This window comes from Pseudarthrobacter sp. NPDC092419, from assembly GCF_044755045.1.
In the GTDB taxonomy this organism is placed as follows: Bacteria; Actinomycetota; Actinomycetes; order Actinomycetales; family Micrococcaceae; genus Arthrobacter.
In genome coordinates, this window is sequence record NZ_JBIVQF010000006.1 from 174,968 (window position 1) to 194,036 (window position 19,069).

The window sequence follows — 19,069 nt, forward strand, 5'->3', positions numbered from 1 at the left end:
TGACTAATTACGCAACGGAGCCGTGACGTATAGTTAATCCGGATTGCAGGCGGTCCGTGATGGGGAAGGTCCCGACTGCTGCAACGTCGAAACCAACCCCCGGAATATGATGCCTGAGACTTTTCCAGATCATCCGCCCATGGCCGCCCGACCCTCCGCTCCGCGGCAGCAGCTGCGCTATTCCCGCATCCTGGGCGTGGCCGGGAGTTTCGCCCGCAAGGGGCTGTGCGACGTGGAGCTCACCGAAGTTGCCGCCCGGGCTGACGTCCCGCTGGGCACCATGTACCGCTACTTTCCCACCCGGACGCACCTGATGCTGGCCCTGTACCGCCACCAGCTTGAGGAGCTTGAGGCCGAAGGGCTGGTGATTACTCCGCGGTTCCGGGGCCGCGGGCTCACCGGACTTTTGATGGAGATCTTCCACATGCGGGTCATGCAGCCGGCCGTCGAGCAGTGCCTCAGCCGCGGGGTCTACCTGCCGAACCACGACGCCACCGCCCTGCTGCGCGAGATCGATGAGCTGAGCGAGCGCATTGTCGGGGAGGCCAGCGCCGACCGGACGGCAGCCCGCATGCTGCTGCTGGTGGTCACTGGTCTGGTCCAGTCCGTCAGGAACCGCCGCTTGTCGCTGTTTGAGGCTGAAGAAGACCTCAAGAAGGCGTGTTCGCACCTCTCCTGCGGTGACCGCGTGGGCTACACACTCCACCACAGCGCGTAACCGGTCTAGACCAATCCAGCAATAAATCCGCCATAATCACATGACGTGGATCACATTCCGGGGTGATAAAATGTTTTAGCTGAGGTCGAGCCATGTCAAGGACCAATTTTCCGGCCCTCCCTATTGCCTACGATTGCTTCAGAGCGAAGCCACAGGGCGCATCCCCGCAGCTTCCACGGACCCGCCACCCTTGGGTTTCCTGACGCAACCCATTCCATCCCGGAGCCCGCGCCCCGCGGCGGGCCGGACCACCACGTGCCGTCTGAGGACGGCCAGCACCAGGAGACAACGACGTGTCCATTGACGCCATCACCACCACCGATAATTCCGCAGCCACCGCGCTGACTGAGGCCGAGATATTCCACGCCCACCAGGGCGGCAAGCTCTCCGTAACCAGCACCGTTCCGCTGTCCAACAAGCGCGACCTTTCCATCGCCTACACGCCCGGCGTCGCCCAGGTCAGCCGCGCCATCCACAACCAGCCGGAGCTGGCCCGTACCCTGACCTGGGCCGAGCGCCTCGTCGTCGTCGTCAGCGACGGCACGGCCGTCCTGGGCCTGGGCAACATCGGCGCCAGTGCGTCCCTGCCCGTCATGGAGGGCAAGTCCGCCCTCTTCAAGACCTTCGGCGACCTCGACTCCATCCCCCTGGTGCTTAACACCACGGACGTGGACGAGATCGTGGAGACCCTGGTCCGCCTACGCCCCAGCTTCGGAGCCGTGAACCTGGAGGACATCTCCGCCCCGCGCTGCTTCGAGCTCGAAGAAAAGCTCATCGAAGCACTCGACTGCCCGGTCATGCACGATGACCAGCATGGCACCGCCGTCGTGGCCCTCGCCGCCCTGACCAACGCCGCCAAGGTGACCGGCCGTGGGCTGGAAGGTCTCAAGATCGTCGTCTCGGGCGCCGGCGCCGCGGGCATCGCCGTCGCGGAAATCCTCCTGGCCGCCGGCATCTCCGATGTCGTGCTGCTGGACTCCCGCGGCGTCATCAACAGCGCCCGTCCCGACCTTGCCGCCGATGCAGGCAGCAAGAAGGCAGACATCGCCGGCCGCAGCAATCCCCGCGGCATCAGCGGCGGACCCGCCGAGGCCCTGGCCGGAGCGGACGTCTTCATCGGCGTCTCGTCGTCGAAGCTGGCAGAGGAACACCTGCAGGTCATGAACCAGGACGCCATCGTCTTCGCGCTCTCCAACCCGGACCCCGAAGTCCTCCCAGAGGTCGCTGCCAAGTACGCCGCCGTCGTGGCGACGGGCCGCAGCGACTTCCCCAACCAGATCAACAACGTCCTGGCGTTCCCCGGTATCTTCCGCGGGGCGCTGGACGCCGGCGCCCGCCGCATCACCCCGGCCATGAAGCTCGCGGCGGCGAACGCCATCGCCGAGCTCGCGGCAGAGGACCTTGCGGCGGACTACATCGTCCCCAGCCCGCTGGACCCGCGCGTCGCACCCGCTGTCACCGCGGCAGTGGCGGCAGCGGCTGCGCAGTAGGGCTCTTCCCGCAGCAAACCACGACGGCGGCGCCTCCTCACGCAAGGAGGCGCCGCCGTGGTGTCTGCGGTGTGCGGAATTTATGTGGGTCCAAGGGAGAGCCGCACCCGACTGGGTAGGCGCCGCCCCATAAATGGAGTACCGGCTACCCGGGTGACTGCTCTTCCTCCTCCCTACGCTGGGATGGCGACGGATTTCTCATTCGCGGCAAGAGCGTCTGTGATTTGTTGCAGGGTGGACGGCAAAATGGAACTTCATCAACTACTGGTCCGGGACCTCCGCTTCCTGTTGTTGGCGCCGCCGGCCCGACTTTCGCCGAACCTTCATGGCTGCAGCTGGGGCGTTGTGGGGATCGTCATGAAACAACTGGAGAAGGAGCAAACGAAAATGAAGAAGCTATTAGCTGCCGGCGCTGTTGCCGCACTGGTATTGCTTGGCGGCGCAGCTGCGCCGGCCATGGCTGTGCCCGACGTCTGTGACGGAGGCGATTCCGGCAAGATTGACGTTTCGGGGGACCCGGAAAGTGTCACGGTGTACGCACCCGATGGAAAGGTCATCACGGCCTATTGCGTCAAGGCAGGACAGTTGACTGAAGTTGTCTACGTCAGTCCAGTTACGGTTCTGACGATTACACCAACGAACGGCAAGGACATTTCGCATTACTCCGTGTGGTACGACGACGGCGGCTACCAGAGCTGACGCAGCGGGATGGGCGGCCGCACGTAAAGCGGCCCGCCCATCCCTAGACTGGAGCGCATGAACTCCGAGACCGTGGTGACCATCCTGTGCGGCCTGGCGATCCTGGTGGGGGTGGCAGGGACAATCATTCCGGTCCTGCCGGGCAGCATCCTGATCGGTGCCGGGCTCCTCGCGTGGGCCATCTGGGGCGGCGCGGGAGCCGCCGGCTGGGTGGTGTTCGCCGTGGGCATGCTCTTCGTCGCCGCGGGGATGGGCGCCAGCGCCGTGCTGACCGGCCGGAAGCTGAAGCAGCACGCCATTCCGGGGCACAGCATCGTGGTGGGCCTGGCGGCAGGCGTGGTGGGCATGTTCATCATCCCCGTGGCCGGCCTGTTCGTCGGGTTTGCGGCGGGCCTGCTGCTCAGCGAACTCGCCCGGACACGGAACCTTGGCACCGCTGCCACGTCCAGCTGGGCTGCACTTAAGGCGACCGGGCTGGGCATGCTGGCCGAGTTCGGGCTGGCCTGCCTCGCCGCGAGCACCTGGGTGCTGGGTGTTTGGGTGGCCGCGCTGAATGGCTGATCCCGTGGGCGCGATCGTCGCCGGGGGCCAATGCGCCGTTAAGATAGGAAGATGACCGCCGGGGACTCTGCACCGATTTTTTGGGACAGCCGGGACCTCACTCCGTTCGGCCCGCTGCAGGTACGCACGCCGGTCCACGATCTCGCCGGGGGAGTGGGGGAGCTGATTACCGGCGCGCTCGGTGGCCGCCATCCGGCACTGCTCGCGGTGGACGGCCCGGTCCCGCGCCCCCGGCTCCTTCTCCCCCGGCCCGCCAAGGCCGTCCACCAGGCCATCTTCACCAGCCGTGAACCGGCCCCGTTGATCAGCCTGGCCCGCGCCAATCCCGGCTGGGCCGGCCTCTGCTACCTGATGGCGGGGCTGCTTGAGTACCAGCACGGCGGCTACCTGCGAGCCTCGGAGCTGCTGCAGCGCGGCCTGGCCACCAGGAACGACGACGACGCCAACCGTTACTCCTCCACCTACCTCATGCGCGTAGTCACCCGGGTCGAGGTCGCCGAACGCCTGGCCGTCCCCGTCCTCTTCAGTGAGGAGTCCGTCTTCCTGGCGCTCGCGCATTCGTTCCGCGAGACGGGCCGGACGGAAGCGGCGCTGGAGGCGCTGGCCGGGCTGCCTCCGTCGCTCCCCGCCGCCCTGGCCCGCTGCACCCTGGCCCTTTCGCTGGGCAGGAGCCGCACCGTGATCGACTGGACCGAGGGGCTGCTGAACGCGGACGACCTCTCCGCCGCGCTCCTCCTGGTCCGCGCCCGCGCACTCCGCCGTGAAGGCCGCCTGAACGCCGCGCAGGACACCATCGCCGAAGTCCTGCGCCGCAAAAAGACCCATGTGATGCTGCGGAATGACGCCCTGACGGACCGGGCGCTGCTGCTCCTGGAATCGTCCCGCCGGTCGCTCAATCCTCGGGACTGGCGCAGGAGGCATGAAGACCCCGTGCCGCAGAAGGAACTGGAGGCGCCGGTGCCCATCCGCAAGGACCAGGAACTGCGCCGGATCTGGGAGCAGGACTGGCGCCGGCTCAGCGACGACTAAGCCAGGACCTGTTCACCCAGCAGTGCAGCTCCCAACAACACCATGAGCACGCCGCTGGCGAGTGTGACCGCGCGGGCGGCAGTGGGGCGGCTCTGCAGCAGCGTCCGGGACAGCAGTGCCACCGCCGTGTAGATGAACGCGACCAGCAGCACGAACGTCAGGCCCAGCAGGCCGGACTGCACCGGAACCGGCAGGGCCGCATCCGCACTGACGAACTGCGGCACCAGGGCCACGAAAAACAGCAGCCCTTTCGGGTTGATGCCGCTGGTGCCCACGCCCTGCAGGAAGGCCTTGAGCTGGGTTCCACCTGGGCTTCCGGAACCTCCCGGACCGGAACGCCCGACGGCGGCTCCCGCACTGAAGGAGGCCCCCCGCCACGTGCGGAGGGTGCTGATGCCGAGCCACAGCAGGTACCCGGCGCCGGCCACGGTGAGCCATCCCAATACGCCGGGCATGCCGGCCAGCAGTGCGGCCATGCCCGCCACCAGCAGGACGGTGTGCAGGACATAGCCACTGCACAGGCCGGCAACGGCGGGGACGAAACTGCGCTGCCGGAGACCCGCGGCGATGGTGAACGCCCAGTCCACTCCCGGAGTGCAGGCCAGCGCAACCGCCACCACGATGAAGGCCAGGAACAGCTCGGGATTCATGGGATTCTCCTGTCGGAATGTCGTATTGCACAAACCTTAGGAAGTTCCGGGACGAAAGTGCTGTCCCTTTTTAGCTGAACCATCGCTGCAGTCAATAAGATTATTGCGTGATCGACCATATCGACAGGAATATTTTGCGCCACCTCCGTGAGGACGGCCGCATGACTGCCACGGCGCTGGCCGCAAAGGTGGGCCTGACCGTGGCGCCATGCCACCGCCGGCTGCGCGACCTGGAGCAGTCCGGCGTGATCCGGGGCTATAAAGCGGACATCGACCCGGCCGCCGTCGGCCTTGGTTTTGAAGCGATTGTGTTCGTCACTCTGCGCCAGGTGGACCGGCCCACGATGGAAATCTTCGAGGGCCGCGTGGCGGACCATCCCAACATCGTCGAGGCCCAGCGGCTGTTCGGCTCGCCCGACTACCTCCTTAAGGTCATTGCCGAGGACCTGCCCGCGTACCAGCGGTTCTACGACTCGGAACTGACGTCGCTGCCGGGCGTGGAGCGGCTCACCTCGACACTGGTCATGAAGACGGTCAAGCCCAACGCCGGGCCACCCGTCTAGCACCGCTTCGTGCCGCAGGAGCCGTTCACTCCTGCAGCAGGCCGGTGGTGCGGTAGGGGATGACCTCGCGGAGGAACATACTGGTGGAGGTCCGAACGATGCCCGGGCACAGCCGGATCTCCTCAGATACCCGGTAGAGATCGTCCGGGCTGGTGGCCACCACCCGGATGAGCAGGTCTGTGTCGCCGGCCGGAGCGTGGCACTCCAGCACTTCGGGAATGTTCCGCAGTGCCGCGATGGCCTCGTTGAGGTGGCTCTGGTCCAGCTCCGCGCTGACGGACGCGGCAACCCCCCGGCCCAAGGCAGCCGGCAGCACCCGGCTGCTGTGCGGGCGCAGGGCTCCGGATGCGGTCATCCGTTCCAGCCGGGACTGGACCGTACCCCGGGCAAGCCCCAGGCGCTGGGCCAGCACCATGATGGGGACGCGCGGGTCATCGTCCAGTGCATGGAGGATGCGGCGGTCGGTAGAGTCGTGTTGCTGCAATCTGATCACTTTCCTGCCGGTTGGCGGCTCTCCTATTGGTCAAATTGACCAATCGACTGGGTGCTCGTTGCACCAACTGTAGGGCTGGTGCTGAAATATTGGCAACAGGGCATCGGCTACCGCCGGGACCCGCAGGCTACAGGCTCTCCGGCACACCTCCCGGCAGCTGCATCCGCTTCCCGCAAGGAGGCTGCCGCTGATTGACTCTTGTTCACGCATTGTCATTCCGCACCACCACGGCAAGAGCCCCTGAGCCACCGATCGCCGGAGTTCCGGATTCATCGGTAGCTGAGGGGCTCTTGCCTTGCTGCGTTTAGGGTGGATTCATGACCCCAGCCGGCCGCTTCGCTCCCAGCCCGTCCGGTGAACTGCACGTGGGGAACCTGCGTACCGCCATCCTGGCCTGGCTTTTTGCCCGTTCTACCGGCCGCCGGTTCCTGCTCCGCGTGGAGGACCTGGACCGCGCCCGCTCCGGGGCCGAGGTGCTGCAGCTGCGCGATCTTGCGGCGATCGGCCTGACCTGGGACGGCGAACCGGTGCGGCAAACCGCACGGGGTCCCCTCTACGACGCCGCGATCGGGCGGCTCCTTGCCGCCGGGCTCACGTACGAATGTTTCTGTACCCGTCGGGAAATCCAGGAAGCACCCTCGGCGCCGCACGCGCCGCAGGGTGCCTACCCGGGAACGTGCCGGAACCTCGATCCGGCAGAACTCGAATTCAAACGGTCCATCCGGCCAGCCGCGATCCGGCTCAAGGCAGGCATCCGGGAGTACACCGTCACGGATGTGCTGCACGGGACATATAAGGGGTCCGTGGACGACTTCGTCCTGCGGCGCAATGACGGCGTTGTTGCCTACAACCTCGCTGTCGTGGTGGACGACGCCGCGCAGGGTATCGATCAGGTGGTCCGCGGCGACGATTTGCTTTCCTCCACACCCCGCCAGGCGTACCTGGCTTCGCTCTTAGATATTCCAGCTCCGGAATATGCGCACGTTCCACTGGTGGTTAATCACGACGGCGCCCGGCTGGCCAAGCGCGACGGTGCCGTCACCCTTGGCGCCCTGGCTGCTGCCGGGGTGACGGTGGCGGCCGTGCGTGACAGGCTTTTGGCCTCGCTCGGCCTGCCGGGCGGGAGTCTGGAACGGGCGCTTGCCGAGTTCCGACCCGGGGCCCTCCCGCGGGAACCGTGGGTCTGGCCCGGATCCTGACCTCCCGCCCGGCGCGTAGGGTGGAGCCATGTCCGCACCAGAATCCGAAGAAGCAACCGCCCCGCAGCGCCGGTTCACCGTAGAGACCGCCAGGGTCCTGGCCGAAGTGGCCCACAGCCGGCAGAAGGACAAACTGAAGCGACCTTACCGGGAGCACGTCCTGGCCGTCGGCGATGCCCTCGCGGACTTCGACGACGAGATCCGGATCGCCGGGTATCTTCATGACATCGCGGAGGACACACCGATGACCCGGCAGGCCCTGTTGGAGATGGGCGTTCCGGAGCGTTCCGTGGACATCATCGAGCGGGTAACGAACCGGCTGCACAGCAACCCGGACGACTACCAGGCGGGTATCAACGAGATCGCCCAGGACCATGACGCAGCCCTGGTCAAGATCGCGGACAATGCGCACAACTCGCTGCCGGAGCGGGTCCAGGCGCTGGCGGAGAAGTGGCCGGACAAGCCGCCTGTCACCAAGTACCGGGACGCCCGGCCCGTGCTGTATGCCGCGGTCGAGGTCGAAGAGGTCAGGAAGATCCTTGCCCGCGTCAACCCGTGGCTGCTGGACGAGCTGGCCTAAACCCGACCCAGCGCGTCGATGTCCTCGAGGAAGTCCTGGTGCACCTCGGCGCTGACGGTGGTCCGGGTCTCGCTGATGGCGTCCAGGTAATCCTGGGTGGAGGGCCCCTTCCGCACCGCGTCGCGGACGGAAGCCGTCCCGCCCGAGGCCAGTCCGCCGTCGTCGTACACTGCCTTCTCCAGCGCCCGCTGGGAGGCGCTGCGGGCCGCGTACTCGATGTCCGCGGGTGAGAAGCCCTCGGTCTTTTCCACCAGCAGCGCCACGTCCACGGAGTCCCCTACGGGGGCGGGAATGAAGCGCTGCCACATGGCTTCGCGGGCCTGGCGGTCGGGCAGCCCGATGGGAATGACGTAGTCGAACCGGCCGTGGCGCAGGAATGCCGAGTCCAGGGCGCGGATGAAGTTGGTGGCGCACACCAGCAGCCGGCCGGGCTGCTCACGGAACGCCGGGATGATCTTCAGCAGCTCGTTGGTGACGCCCTGGAGCGGTGAGGGCGGCTCGCCCGACCGCTGCGAGGCGATCTCCTCCACCTCGTCTATGAACACCACGGCATGTTCCAGCTCGGCGATTTCCAGGAACGTTTCACGGAGTGCCCCGGCCAGTCCTTGGGGATCCGCTGCAAGCCTGGAGGGGAATACTTCCACGAACGGCCACTCGAGGCGGGACGCGATGGCCTTGGCGAAGGTGGTCTTGCCGGTGCCGGGCGGGCCGAAGAGCACCACCGCGCGCGGGGGGACCACCCCGAACTCGTCGGCAAGATCGGCCTCGGCGAGCGGCAGCACCAGGCGCCGCTCCAGCAGTTCCTTCTCCCGGCGCATGCCGGCCACGTTTTCCCACAGATCGCGCGCCAGGATGCGGCCACCCAGCTGGCCCAGCGCGCCGAGTTCCTGCCGCTGGACGGGGATGGTCCGCTCGAAGTACCGCAGGTTCTTCTTCAACGCGAAACCGCGGCCCAGGAACGCCTCCACGCGGGTTTCGGATTCCGGCATCAGCGCGGACAGCTTGTTCAGCCCGTGCGGCGCCATGCGGTTCTCGACGGCGGCCAGCAGGGAGGTGCCAATCCCGCGGCCGCGGTACTCGGGCAAAGTGGCCAGGAAGACGATCCAGCCCTGGTCATGCGCGGCGCGCCCGACGGCGGCACCCACCACCTGCTCGCCGAGCACGGCCACCACGGCGTGATCCTTTTCGCAGGAAGCCAGCACCTCGGACAGCGCGTACACGGGCTCGACGTTGTTTTCCTTGAGGGTTTCCCAAAGGTGCAGGATCCCGTCCAGATCCGCCGAATGGAAGTCCCTGATCCGCCAGGTGGTCATATGCGTCTCTCCTGTGGTTCGTCCTTGAGCCAGCGCGCGCCAACACTGCCGAGCATAGGCGAGCACCCAGTGCGGGGTCACTTCAGGCCCCGTGAACGCCCGTTATTTGGCCGGATGTGACCCCGCGTTGCATGGAAGACGCGGGAAAGCCTAGAGTCCCAGGGATTTGAGAGATGCTTGCAGGGTGTTTGCCGAATGCTCAAGGGCTGCGCGTTCCCAGTCATCCATGGGCATGTCCAGCACCCGTTCCACCCCACCACGGTTCACGATGCTCGGCAGGGAGAGAGCGACGCCAGATATGCCGTAGTTGCCGTCCAGCACCGTTGAGACGGGCAGTACGGCGTTCTCATCGCGGAGCAGGGCCTCCACGATCCGTGCGCCCGAGAGGCCGATCGCGTAGTTCGTTGCCCCCTTGCCCGCGATCACCTTGTATGCCGCCTGCGTGACTTCGCGGGCGGCTTCTTCCAGATATCCGGATGTAAATACGCGTTCGCCGTTTGTTGTCCAGTCGCGGATGGGTACGGGGCCGATCGTTGCGCCGGACCAGACCGGGAACTCGCTGTCGCCGTGCTCGCCCACCATGCTGGCGTGCACGCTGGCTACCGCAACGCCTGCGCGCCGCGCGAGGAGCCAGCGGAGCCGGGACGTGTCCAGCACAGTCCCTGAGGAGAAGATCCTCCCTGTAGGGAGTCCGGAGATCCGCTGGGCAGCAACGGTCAGGACGTCGCACGGGTTGGTGACCAGCACGTATACGGCGTTCGGTGCCCGTTCCAGCAGTTGCGGCATCAGCTGCTCGAGAATGCGGACGTTGGTGCCGGCCAGGTCCAGGCGCGTCTGGCCAGGAGCCTGCTTCGCTCCGGCCGTAATGACCACGACGTCGGCACCCTCAGTTACTGCGATATCCCCGCCGCCGGTGACGGATGCGGCCTTCGCAGCGAACTGGGTGCCGTGCGCCAGATCCAGGACCTCGGCTTCGGCTTTGGCAGCGTTGACGTCGAACAGGGCGACGTTGCCCGCTGATCCTCGGATCAGGGCCGCATAAGCAAGTGAGGTGCCGACGCTTCCGGCGCCGACGACCGCGAGCTTGGATCCTGACATGAGTTCCCCCTTCTTCCCTCCGCGTTGGCTTTCATGCTACCGATGAGGGCAGGTCACTGGTGCCGCGGATGGGCATTGTGGCAGGCGCTACTTGCTCAAATTGGCCAGGCGTTCGGGGCTGAGGAGTTCCTGGAGCCGGGCATCCGTGAGGAGCCCGCGTTCAAGGACGAGCTCAGCGACGCCCTTGCCCGTGGCGAGTGCTTCCTGGGCAATGGCAGTGGCCGTGGCGTAGCCAAGGTGGGGGTTGAGCGCCGTCACCAGGCCGATGGACTGCTCGACGGTGAGCCGAAGATGTGCGGCGTTGGCGGTGATGCCCCGGATGCAGCGTGCCGTAAGGGTGCGGCACGCTGCCTCCAGGTGCGAAATGCTCTTGTGGAGGCTGTGGACAATGACCGGTTCGAAGGCATTGAGCTGGAGCTGCCCGGCCTCGGCCGCCATGGTGATGGTGACGTCGTTGCCGATGACTTCGTAAGCCACCTGGCTGACCACTTCCGGGATCACCGGGTTGATCTTGCCGGGCATGATTGAGGAGCCGGACTGGACAGCCGGCAGGTTGATCTCGCCGAACCCGGCCCGCGGGCCGGAGGAGAGGAGGCGGAGGTCGTTGCAGATCTTGGACAGCTTGACCGCCACGCGCTTCAGGACGCCGGACAGGTGCACGAACGCACCGACGTCCTGGGTGGCTTCGATCAGATCGGGCGCCGTGACCAGCGGCAGGCCGGTGACCTCGGCGAGGTGACGGCAGGCAGCCTCGGCGTACCCGGCGTGGGCGTTCAGGCCTGTTCCGATGGCCGTGGCACCCAGGTTGATTTCATGGATGAGCAGTTCCGCCTCGGCCAGGCGGAGCCGGTCCTCACCGATGGTGACGGCGTAGGAGCCGAACTCCTGGCCCAGGGTCATGGGAACGGCGTCCTGCAGCTGGGTGCGGCCCATCTTCACCACCGTGCGGAACTCGACGGCCTTGGCGGCGCAGGCCTCTTCGAGTTCCTCGAGGGCGGCCAGCAGCTCACGCGCGGCGAAGATGGTGCCAAGCTTCACCGCGGTGGGGTAGACGTCATTGGTGGACTGGCTGAGGTTAACGTGGTCGTTGGGGTGCAGCCGGGCGTAGTCGCCCTTGGACCGCCCCAGGATTTCCAGGGCCCGGTTGGCGATGACTTCGTTGGCGTTCATGTTCGACGACGTCCCCGCACCTCCCTGAATGACGTCCACCACGAACTGGTCGGCCAGGCGTCCGGCCAGGATGTCCTGGCAGGCCTGCTCGATGGCCGCTGCGCGTTCGGCGTCCAGCAGGCCCAGGTCCCGGTTGGCGCGGGCTGCCGCGAGCTTTACTGCGGCGAGTCCGCGGACCAGGTGAAGGTTGGAGGCCAAGGGCTGGCCTGTGATGGGGAAGTTCTCGACGGCGCGGAGCGTGTGGACGCCCCAGTAGGCGGTGGCGGGGACATCGCGGTCGCCGAGCAGGTCGTGCTCGGACCGGGTGTCCGCGGCGGTTTCTGTGATGGTCATGGGGGGTCCTCAGGGTGGAGTTTCGCGGGTCAGGACAGGAAGTCTGCGGCCTGGAGCAGGCCCACACTGCGGTCGCCGCCCAGCACGGGGGCCGTGGCGATGGGCTCGAGCGCGGCGGTATCAACGCCCAGGGCACCGAGCAGGGCGGCGGTGGCGGGCATCCGGGCCCGGTCGCCGCCGTCGGAAATCTTGACGGCGGTGGCCCGGCCGTCCGGGAGCCCCACCAGCTGCACGCCCTCGAAACCGTCCTTCGCCACCGCACCCGGAAGCGCGCGCATCAGCTCGGTGACATCCCGGCGCTCGCCGGCCACCATCACGGGGTGGTGCTGCATGGCGAGTCCGACGGCGGCCTCCGCACCCCGGGAGCCCGGCCCGCCGTCGTCGGCCGCGGCGGCGTTGGCGATCCGCCCGAAGGCGCGGGCCATTCCGCGCAGGGTCAGGGCAAACAGCGGGGTGCCGCAGCCGTCGGTGCTCCGGGTGAGCGGTTCCTCGCCGGTCAGTTCCGTGACGGTGCCGGCGATGAGCTGCTGCAAGGGATGCGACGGGTCCAGGTAGCCGCCGACGGGCCAGCCGTTGATGATGCAGGTGGCGGCCATGGCGGCGTGCTTGCCGGAGCAGTTCTGGGTCAGCTGCGTGGCGTGGAGGCCCGCCTGTATCCATGACTCGCGCTCGATGGTCCCGTAGGGCAGGTCGGTGCTGTTTTCGAGGTCGTGGATGGTTAACCCGTGCATGGAGAGGATCCGCTGGGTGCCGCTGCGGTGCCGGGCGCCGCCGGAGTGGCTCGCCGAGGCGAGGGCCAGCAGGTCCGCCGGAAGCTGGAGGCCGGCGCGGACCATGGCCACGGCCTGGAGCGGCTTGAGCGACGAGCGCGGGTAGAACGGGGCGAGAGGGTCACCCGCGGAGAGCAGGGTGGTGCCGTCCGGTGCGGTGGCGACGGCCGATCCGTAGTGGACGCTTTCCACGACGCCGTCCCGGGTGGCGGTGACGAGGGGAGCGTGCTGTGGAAGCGCGGCAGCAGTGAGGGCAGGGGAAGGCGCAGGGGAGAGCATGGGTTCCTTGGGTGGTTCTACTTGTTGAGGATGGTTCCGAGGGTGCGGTCCACTGCGTCGAGGTGCCGCGCCATGGCGGCCCGTGCTACGTCGGCGGACCCGGCCTCGATGGCGGCGAGGATTTCCTGGTGCTCAACGTCCGAGTCGTGTTGCCGGTCTGCCACGATGTTCAGGGTCTCGGACTGGTGGGTCAGGGCTCCACGGATGTCTGCGACAACGCTGGCGAAGACCTTGTTTCCGCTGGCGGTGGCGATGGCCTCGTGGAAGCTGGAGTCGAGCGCGACCCATGCTTCGGGATCGGATTCACCGGCCATGGCAGTGACGATGCTGCGGAGGGTGTCCAGTTCCTCGTCGGACCGGCGCTCGGCGGCGAGCCCGGCGGCGGGGACTTCGATGTGGGGACGGGCTTCGGTGAGGTCGCGGGCGGAGTATTGGCCCAATGTGAGGTCATTGGCCACCGTGTTGGCCACGACGAAAGTGCCCTTGCCCGTCTTGGTGACCGTCAGGCCGAGCGCAGTGCAGGACCGCAGCGCTTCCCGGATCACCGAACGGCTGACCCCGTACTGCTGGGCCAGCGTTGCCTCGGCGCCGAGCTTGCCGCCGACGGGGACGATACCCGCTTCGATGTCTTTGCGAATCGCGTTGAACACCGCCTCGGCAGCGCTGAGGCGGGCGAGCGGAGAGGCCACAGGCTGTCCTGCTGTCCGGCTGTCTGACAGGTTCATGGTTTTAAATATGGCAGGGGTCACAGGAGGTGTCAATTCCCCGGGGCCCAAGGTCCTGGGTGAACTTTGAGTATTCATCCCGGAAAACCGTGCCGTCTCAAGGTCCCGCCCGGTAGCCTCCTGCCATGGAGGAACTGTCAAGCGTCACCCGCAATGAGGCCCGCGCCAGGGTCGAGGCATTCGTGGCCGATTTCCATGCAAGGTGGCAACGGTCGGGCAAGTCGCCGGACCCGTCCGGATTCGACCCCCGGGTGTTCGAAACCTGGGCCGCCGAGCTGTCTGGCCTGCTCGCCACCCATTGCACGCCGGGAATGCGCACCGGCCGGGAAGGCGCACTGTCTTCCAGTCCCGCGCACCACCCGGACGCCGAGCAGATCACCGACGTCGAGGTGGACGAGGACACCGCGACGGTGCGCTCAGTTATTCACAGTGCAGGGAACAACCCCTACTACTACAAGTACCAATTGCGGCGCGGCGATGACGGCTGGCGGATCTCCCGGCTCTCGACTTTCCTCAACCCGCCCGGAGCCCCGTTCGTCGATCCGGCCCGGGCCAAGGCACTCATGCTCGGTGCAACATCCGAAGCCGCCCTGCCCGACCTGCCAGCCCATCTGGAGCTCGACGTGCCGGGGCTGTTTACAGCTGGCCGTATGGCCGGACCATTCGAAAACCCGGCGCCGATCGAAGTACTCCACCTGGGTAATCTCACCTGCGCCTCGGGCGTGCTCGCAGTCTTGGACTTGGGTTTTGGAGACGCCCACTTCGTCCCGTTGGCGCGGCGCATAGTGCCGGGGACGTACCCCGTGGAAGTTGCAACGGTTTCGGAAGTGACTGTCGCCGTGCGGCTGCGGCTCTCCGAGGCGCCAGCGGTCAGCTGGCATCCGGCCGAGTTCACCGACGGCACGCGCAGTGTGGGGGTCGACGTCGGAAGCGTTGCGCTCCTGGATGCCGGGTCGCTTGTGCAATACCAGGCCCAGCGCATAGAGGAGCTGCTTCAAGAGCATGCGGCACTGCTCGTGGGAGCGCCGGGGACAATGTTCGGCCTCGCCGGCGAGGCAATGGATGCGGTCATGGTCTCGAGCGGGTACGGGGACGGGACCTACCCCTGCTACTGGGGTGTGGCCGCCGACGGAGGTCTCACCTCCCTCCTTGTGGATTTCCGGGTGCTCGCAGAGGACATCGTGCGCGCCACACGCGTGCCGTTCCAACCCGGCCCGGTCAGCAGCCCTGAACTCGCCGGCCTCGAACTGCAGATCGCGGCCTATGACAGGGCGTTCGTCATCAGCAGCAGGGGTGGGGATGTCACCGGTCTGCGCGTTGTGGCACCGGACGGCACGCTCCTCATGGACGGTAGCCGTCTCGGCACCTTCATCACCGAAGGTAGGTCCAGCAAGACCTGGCGTCCTGACGCGGCTCCCCCGCCCGGCTCGGTACTCGAGGTCACCCGGTATCTCGGCTACCGGCACATCTAACGCGCTCGATTTGTCTACCTGGAACGTGATTTTACCTGTGATCACCCGAGTGCGTTTAGTGCCCCATATGGGTGCGCATGAACCCCTATGGACCCGTTCCGGCACGTTCGTACCGCATCCGCCCTTTGCGGGGAAGTACGGTCCGGCCTAGAGTTGAGCCAGACCAATATCGGTACGTTCGTGCCTAAGGAATTCAACATGACCGGCTCATTTGCAGAAAAAGTCGCTGCCGAGGTCCGCGGCCGCCGCGCTGTCCTCCGCCTCACGCAGCACGATCTGGCCGACATGGCAGGCGTGTCCGAACGTTTCGTGCGTTTCGTGGAGCAGGGCAAGGCGAGCGTCCAGCTGGATTCGCTGCTTGCGGTGCTGGACACGCTGGGGTTGGAATTGACAGTGGGCACACGGGTCAGCAAGGCCGCCCGCACGTTAGCCGAGGTGCCCCCGCAGGACAGGGCTGAATGATGAGGCACCGCGTCGCGGACATCTACAAGGCGGGCGTCCTTGCCGCACGCCTCGAACGGCACGACGGCGGAACCCGTTTCAGCTACCTGCCCGCGTACCTCAAGACCGGGGGACCCGCCGTCGCCACGTCCCTGCCGCTCAGCAGTGAACCTGTGTTCTCGGCGGCAGGTGCTGCACCGCCCTATTTCACCGGCCTGCTGCCGGAGGGACGCCGGCTCAATGCGCTGCGGCGTTCGATCAAGACCAGCGCGGACGATGACCTTTCCCTGCTCATCGCTGCCGGCGGCAATCCGGTGGGTGACGTGCAGATCGTGGGGCACGGCGAGCCGCTGGACCCGGATGACCACGCGGTCCCCCTGGACCAGAGGGAACCCGTGGACTTTGACCGGCTGCTCGGAGACCCGGACCTGATCGACCCTGTTGCCCTGGCCGGCGTACAGGACAAGCTGTCTGCCGGCATGATCTCGGTGCCGGTGTCCGCAACCGGGCGCCAGTTCATCCTGAAACTGAACGCCCCGGAGTTCCCGCATGTGGTGGAGAACGAGCTGTTGATGTTCCGCTACGCGGCGCGGCTGAGGATCCCGCTGAGCCGTGTCCGGCTGATCCGGGACGTCGCCGGCCGGCCGGGACTGCTGGTGGAACGCTTCGACCGCGTTCCCACGCCAGGCGGACCGGCGGGCAAGGTGCAAAGGCTGGCCGTCGAAGACGGGGCGCAAGTGCTGCAGCTTTACCCGGCGGACAAGTACAACGCCGGGTACAGTCAGGTCTGCCACGCGCTCGCCGAGCATTGCGCCGCGCCGCTTCCCGCCCTGCGAAACCTTGCCATCCAGGCCGCTTTCGCCTGGCTCACCGGCAACGGGGACCTGCATGCCAAGAACGTCTCCATGGTCCAGCAGCCCCACGGCGAGTGGACCATCGCGCCGGTGTACGACATTCCCTCCACCGTGGTCTACGGCGACAAAACACTTGCCCTAACCCTCAACGGCAAGCGCACCGGCATCTCGCGCCGGCACTTCCTGGGCTGGGCCACCGAGCTGGGCCTGACCGCACGCACGGCCGCCCAAGTGGCGGATATTGCCCTGAAAGCATCCGGACCGCTCATCGGCGACCTCGAGTCCAGGGCTGCTATTGGTACGGCGGGCGGAGGCCGGGCAGGAACGCCCGACGCCGGCGGCTCGCCGTTCCCCGCGCTCGTCACCAGGGCATGGGTCAAGGAGTTAAAGCACCGACGCAGACTGATGGAGGGCTAGGAAGGCCAGGGATGCCGCTACAGGTGCTGGATGCCTGCCCGCTGCATGGCGTCCTTGTAGATGTCCACGTTCTTGGTCAGAAGCTCTTCCTGCTTGGCTTCCGAGACGGCAAAGGCCCGGCCGCCCAGGGCACTGGCCTTGTAGATCTTGATACCGCTGTTCCTCAGGGACGAGTGATAGGTCTTCTCGAAGAGGGTGAGGAAAGCGGAAGCGTCCGTGCCATGCGCAATGATGGCCGAGACGCGGGAGTTGATCTTGAGGAACTGCCGGAATGGGCGCAGGCCGTCCGTCTTTTCCTGCACGCTCAGGGCCGACGGCATGCCCGGGTCCCGAACCCAGGGGTAGGCGTTCCACGGCATAACGTACCGCGGGTCCAGTTCAGCCAATTCGTAGATCTGGGTGGCGCGGCGGGCGGCCTCGTCGTCGTTGTTATGGGAGACAAAACCTGATTCGGTGCCCTTCCCCGGACTGATATGGAGGCTGACGATCCGGCACTCGTCTTCGTCGTGGACAGGGTCGATGTACGGGACGGTGGAGCCCGGCTTTTTTTCCATCAACTCGTCGCAAAGCTGGGTTACCTTCGCGATGTTCGGTTCCTGTAGCAGGGCCTTCTTTTCGTCCCAGTCAATCGTCACGATGTCTCCCTCGGCAGCAAGGCGTCCAGAATCAGGCGTCTTATGCCACTCTACGCTTTCACCGCTGGAGGTGGGCAGGGGAGACCGGAAGCACCACCTCTCAACCGACGCCTGCCGGCAAAGTCAGGCGGGAACCGGCAGTTGGTGATCCGTCGGCGGCGCTGTTCCCGGCAGCGGTGGCGCTGTGGACTGGTAACCGTGGCCGGAGGGGGCGCGGAGCTCCACCGTGTGCCGGGACCCGGGCACAGGCGTGGCCGACCAGCCGGGGGACTCTTTGGCGTGATTGCAGGCTTCACACAGCCCCTGGCCGTTCCTGGCAGTAGTGGCTCCACCTCGATGCCACGCGACGACATGGTCGTGGTGGCGAATGGGCGCGTCGCAGTACGGCGTGCGGCAGACGTCATCGCGCACCTGGAGCATGCGCCGGAGACCCGGCGGAAAGAGCCGGGCACGGGAATCCAGCGCCACCAGTTCCCCGCTGCCCGGTGCTGTGTAGAGCCGCCTGAGGAAGACTGCCGGGGCGGAGATGGGTGGGGTGCCGGGAATCGCGCCGGCGACGACTGCTGCACGTGCGCTTTCCGCCGGGATGATGCCGTAACCGGCCAGCCGGGCAGGTTCGGAATCGCCCTGGAAGAGGGTGCGGTCGGTCATCACCAGCTGGACCTCGATACTCGTCACGCCTCCGGGAGTGCCGGTAACGCGCTCGACCAGGGAATCAGCCATGATCTGGCCCCTGGAACGACCGTCGCCGGCCGAGCGCAGCGAATCAGCCTCCCGGGTGAGCGCCGCATACATGGCCACGCCCTGGGCGACCGGAAGCAGGGCAGTCAAGTAGGTCATGGTGTCCGGTGCCGGCCGGAGGCTCACGGTCCGTTCCGAAGCGGCGTGGCTGGCCCGCTGCGCGACCGACCGCGGGTCCCGCCGGTAAGCGGCCGTGCGGACGGCGGCAAGGATAGCCCGGTCACCGGCTCCGGCGAGCCCGCCGCTGTCCGCCCCCAGTTCCCCGTCCACAGCACACCTGTCTGCAGCGGACAGGCAAGCGGTTTCCCGCACCAGGAGAGTGGCTCGCCATTCGTTGAGCTGTCCGCCCTGCAGGGCAGCGAGCGTGTGGGGCATCTCGGTGACCAAGGCCCGGGCCAGGCCCAGCAGCCTTCCTCCCCGGGCCGGGGATTCCCGGCGGGCCAAGGCAATCTGCGCCGCAACACCTCTTCCCAACTCCCCGGAGGGGACGCCGGCAGCGGTCTGGGCGCGCCGCTCAGCCGCATCGAAAGTGACGGCGATCCGGGCCTGGAGTGCGGCGGCGGCGGATTTCAAATCTTCCAGAAGGCGCAGTTGGTCCATCATGCCGGGCCCCTCTGCGGCAACTGGCACGCGGTCCAGCAGCTCCAGGACGTCGGGAAGCGCGGGGAGGCCGTGGCTCTCCGTCTCCTGCATCCCTGCTGGTTCCCTGCGCATCGCCATGAGCCAAGTCTTCCAGCCCGCCCGGCTACCATCCCGTAAGCATCTGGCCTATGTGGAAAACCCGCGCTCTGTGCAAAAACCGAACAGGTTCCTGGCTCAGAAACCCAACCCCCGCGCCA

20 protein-coding genes are annotated in these 19,069 nt (G+C 66.9%); 11 read left to right on the forward strand and 9 right to left on the reverse strand.

Annotation, left to right across the window (positions count from 1 at the left end):
- Positions 1 to 109: 109 nt before the first annotated feature.
- The 5 genes from ACIQC0_RS11550 to ACIQC0_RS11570 all read left to right on the forward strand — a co-directional run bounded on the left by ACIQC0_RS11550 (position 110) and on the right by ACIQC0_RS11570 (position 4,497).
- A complete protein-coding gene (locus tag ACIQC0_RS11550) occupies positions 110 to 718 on the forward strand; it encodes a TetR/AcrR family transcriptional regulator (protein ID WP_400535038.1) in 609 nt (202 codons plus the stop codon).
- A gap of 293 nt (positions 719 to 1,011) precedes the next feature.
- Positions 1,012 to 2,208: an NADP-dependent malic enzyme gene (locus ACIQC0_RS11555; RefSeq protein ID WP_400535040.1), complete on the forward strand. Its 1,197-nt coding sequence runs from the start codon at positions 1,012 to 1,014 to the stop codon at positions 2,206 to 2,208.
- Positions 2,209 to 2,454: 246 nt separating this feature from the next.
- Positions 2,455 to 2,907 (forward strand): hypothetical protein, encoded by a 453-nt coding sequence (locus tag ACIQC0_RS11560; protein ID WP_400535042.1) that lies wholly within the window; start codon positions 2,455 to 2,457, stop codon positions 2,905 to 2,907.
- A 57-nt stretch (positions 2,908 to 2,964) separates the two neighbouring features.
- Positions 2,965 to 3,468, forward strand: coding sequence for a DUF456 domain-containing protein (locus ACIQC0_RS11565; RefSeq protein ID WP_400535044.1), 504 nt, complete (start codon positions 2,965 to 2,967; stop codon positions 3,466 to 3,468).
- A gap of 51 nt (positions 3,469 to 3,519) precedes the next feature.
- A complete protein-coding gene (locus ACIQC0_RS11570) occupies positions 3,520 to 4,497 on the forward strand; it encodes a hypothetical protein (protein WP_377216235.1) in 978 nt (325 codons plus the stop codon).
- Here ACIQC0_RS11570 and ACIQC0_RS11575 read toward each other — a convergent pair.
- On the reverse strand, positions 4,494 to 5,147 hold the full coding sequence (locus ACIQC0_RS11575; RefSeq protein WP_400535046.1) for a LysE family translocator: 654 nt from the start codon (positions 5,145 to 5,147) through the stop codon (positions 4,494 to 4,496). The two genes, ACIQC0_RS11570 and ACIQC0_RS11575, sit on opposite strands and share 4 nt — an antisense overlap.
- 107 nt (positions 5,148 to 5,254) lie before the next feature.
- Here ACIQC0_RS11575 and ACIQC0_RS11580 point away from each other — a divergent pair, with 107 nt between their 5' ends.
- Positions 5,255 to 5,710, forward strand: a complete 456-nt coding sequence (locus ACIQC0_RS11580) for an Lrp/AsnC family transcriptional regulator (protein WP_377216233.1) — start codon at positions 5,255 to 5,257, stop codon at positions 5,708 to 5,710.
- Between the two features lie 25 nt (positions 5,711 to 5,735).
- On the opposite strand, the gene ACIQC0_RS11585 is transcribed toward ACIQC0_RS11580, so the two are convergent.
- On the reverse strand, positions 5,736 to 6,194 hold the full coding sequence (locus ACIQC0_RS11585) for an Lrp/AsnC family transcriptional regulator (protein WP_400535048.1): 459 nt from the start codon (positions 6,192 to 6,194) through the stop codon (positions 5,736 to 5,738).
- A 326-nt stretch (positions 6,195 to 6,520) separates the two neighbouring features.
- Between ACIQC0_RS11585 and gluQRS the strand changes: the two genes are divergently transcribed.
- Positions 6,521 to 7,402: a tRNA glutamyl-Q(34) synthetase GluQRS gene (gluQRS, locus tag ACIQC0_RS11590; protein WP_400535050.1), complete on the forward strand. Its 882-nt coding sequence runs from the start codon at positions 6,521 to 6,523 to the stop codon at positions 7,400 to 7,402.
- A gap of 28 nt (positions 7,403 to 7,430) precedes the next feature.
- Positions 7,431 to 7,982: an HD domain-containing protein gene (locus tag ACIQC0_RS11595; RefSeq protein WP_400535052.1), complete on the forward strand. Its 552-nt coding sequence runs from the start codon at positions 7,431 to 7,433 to the stop codon at positions 7,980 to 7,982.
- Here the strand turns inward: ACIQC0_RS11595 and ACIQC0_RS11600 are convergent.
- The 5 genes from ACIQC0_RS11600 to ACIQC0_RS11620 all read right to left on the reverse strand — a co-directional run bounded on the left by ACIQC0_RS11600 (position 7,979) and on the right by ACIQC0_RS11620 (position 13,670).
- Positions 7,979 to 9,295, reverse strand: a complete 1,317-nt coding sequence (locus ACIQC0_RS11600; protein ID WP_377216229.1) for an ATP-binding protein — start codon at positions 9,293 to 9,295, stop codon at positions 7,979 to 7,981. The genes ACIQC0_RS11595 and ACIQC0_RS11600 overlap by 4 nt on opposite strands.
- Positions 9,296 to 9,445: 150 nt before the next feature.
- A complete protein-coding gene (locus tag ACIQC0_RS11605) occupies positions 9,446 to 10,393 on the reverse strand; it encodes an L-lactate dehydrogenase (protein WP_400535055.1) in 948 nt (315 codons plus the stop codon).
- Positions 10,394 to 10,480: 87 nt separating this feature from the next.
- A complete protein-coding gene (locus ACIQC0_RS11610; RefSeq protein WP_377216227.1) occupies positions 10,481 to 11,896 on the reverse strand; it encodes an aspartate ammonia-lyase in 1,416 nt (471 codons plus the stop codon).
- Positions 11,897 to 11,925: 29 nt separating this feature from the next.
- A complete protein-coding gene (locus tag ACIQC0_RS11615; RefSeq protein WP_400535057.1) occupies positions 11,926 to 12,945 on the reverse strand; it encodes an asparaginase in 1,020 nt (339 codons plus the stop codon).
- Positions 12,946 to 12,962: 17 nt separating this feature from the next.
- Complete coding sequence (locus ACIQC0_RS11620) at positions 12,963 to 13,670, reverse strand: FadR/GntR family transcriptional regulator (protein WP_400535059.1); 708 nt, start codon at positions 13,668 to 13,670, stop codon at positions 12,963 to 12,965.
- Positions 13,671 to 13,795: 125 nt separating this feature from the next.
- Here ACIQC0_RS11620 and ACIQC0_RS11625 point away from each other — a divergent pair, with 125 nt between their 5' ends.
- From ACIQC0_RS11625 to ACIQC0_RS11635, 3 genes are all read left to right on the forward strand, one after another.
- Positions 13,796 to 15,142 carry a DUF4241 domain-containing protein gene (locus ACIQC0_RS11625; RefSeq protein WP_400535061.1) on the forward strand — a complete coding sequence of 449 codons (1,347 nt, stop codon included), beginning with the start codon at positions 13,796 to 13,798 and terminating at the stop codon, positions 15,140 to 15,142.
- A 198-nt stretch (positions 15,143 to 15,340) separates the two neighbouring features.
- Complete coding sequence (locus ACIQC0_RS11630; RefSeq protein WP_400535063.1) at positions 15,341 to 15,604, forward strand: helix-turn-helix transcriptional regulator; 264 nt, start codon at positions 15,341 to 15,343, stop codon at positions 15,602 to 15,604.
- Positions 15,601 to 16,854, forward strand: a complete 1,254-nt coding sequence (locus ACIQC0_RS11635; RefSeq protein WP_400535065.1) for a type II toxin-antitoxin system HipA family toxin — start codon at positions 15,601 to 15,603, stop codon at positions 16,852 to 16,854. Before ACIQC0_RS11630 ends, ACIQC0_RS11635 begins: the two co-directional genes overlap by 4 nt.
- A gap of 17 nt (positions 16,855 to 16,871) precedes the next feature.
- Here ACIQC0_RS11635 and ACIQC0_RS11640 read toward each other — a convergent pair whose 3' ends face one another.
- Both ACIQC0_RS11640 and ACIQC0_RS11645 read right to left on the reverse strand, forming a co-directional pair.
- The gene (locus tag ACIQC0_RS11640; RefSeq protein WP_377216221.1) at positions 16,872 to 17,489 is read right to left on the reverse strand and encodes a uracil-DNA glycosylase; all 618 of its coding nucleotides are present in this window, start codon (positions 17,487 to 17,489) and stop codon (positions 16,872 to 16,874) included.
- A 123-nt stretch (positions 17,490 to 17,612) separates the two neighbouring features.
- A complete protein-coding gene (locus ACIQC0_RS11645; protein WP_400535067.1) occupies positions 17,613 to 18,950 on the reverse strand; it encodes an HNH endonuclease in 1,338 nt (445 codons plus the stop codon).
- Between the last annotated feature and the right edge of the window lie 119 nt (positions 18,951 to 19,069).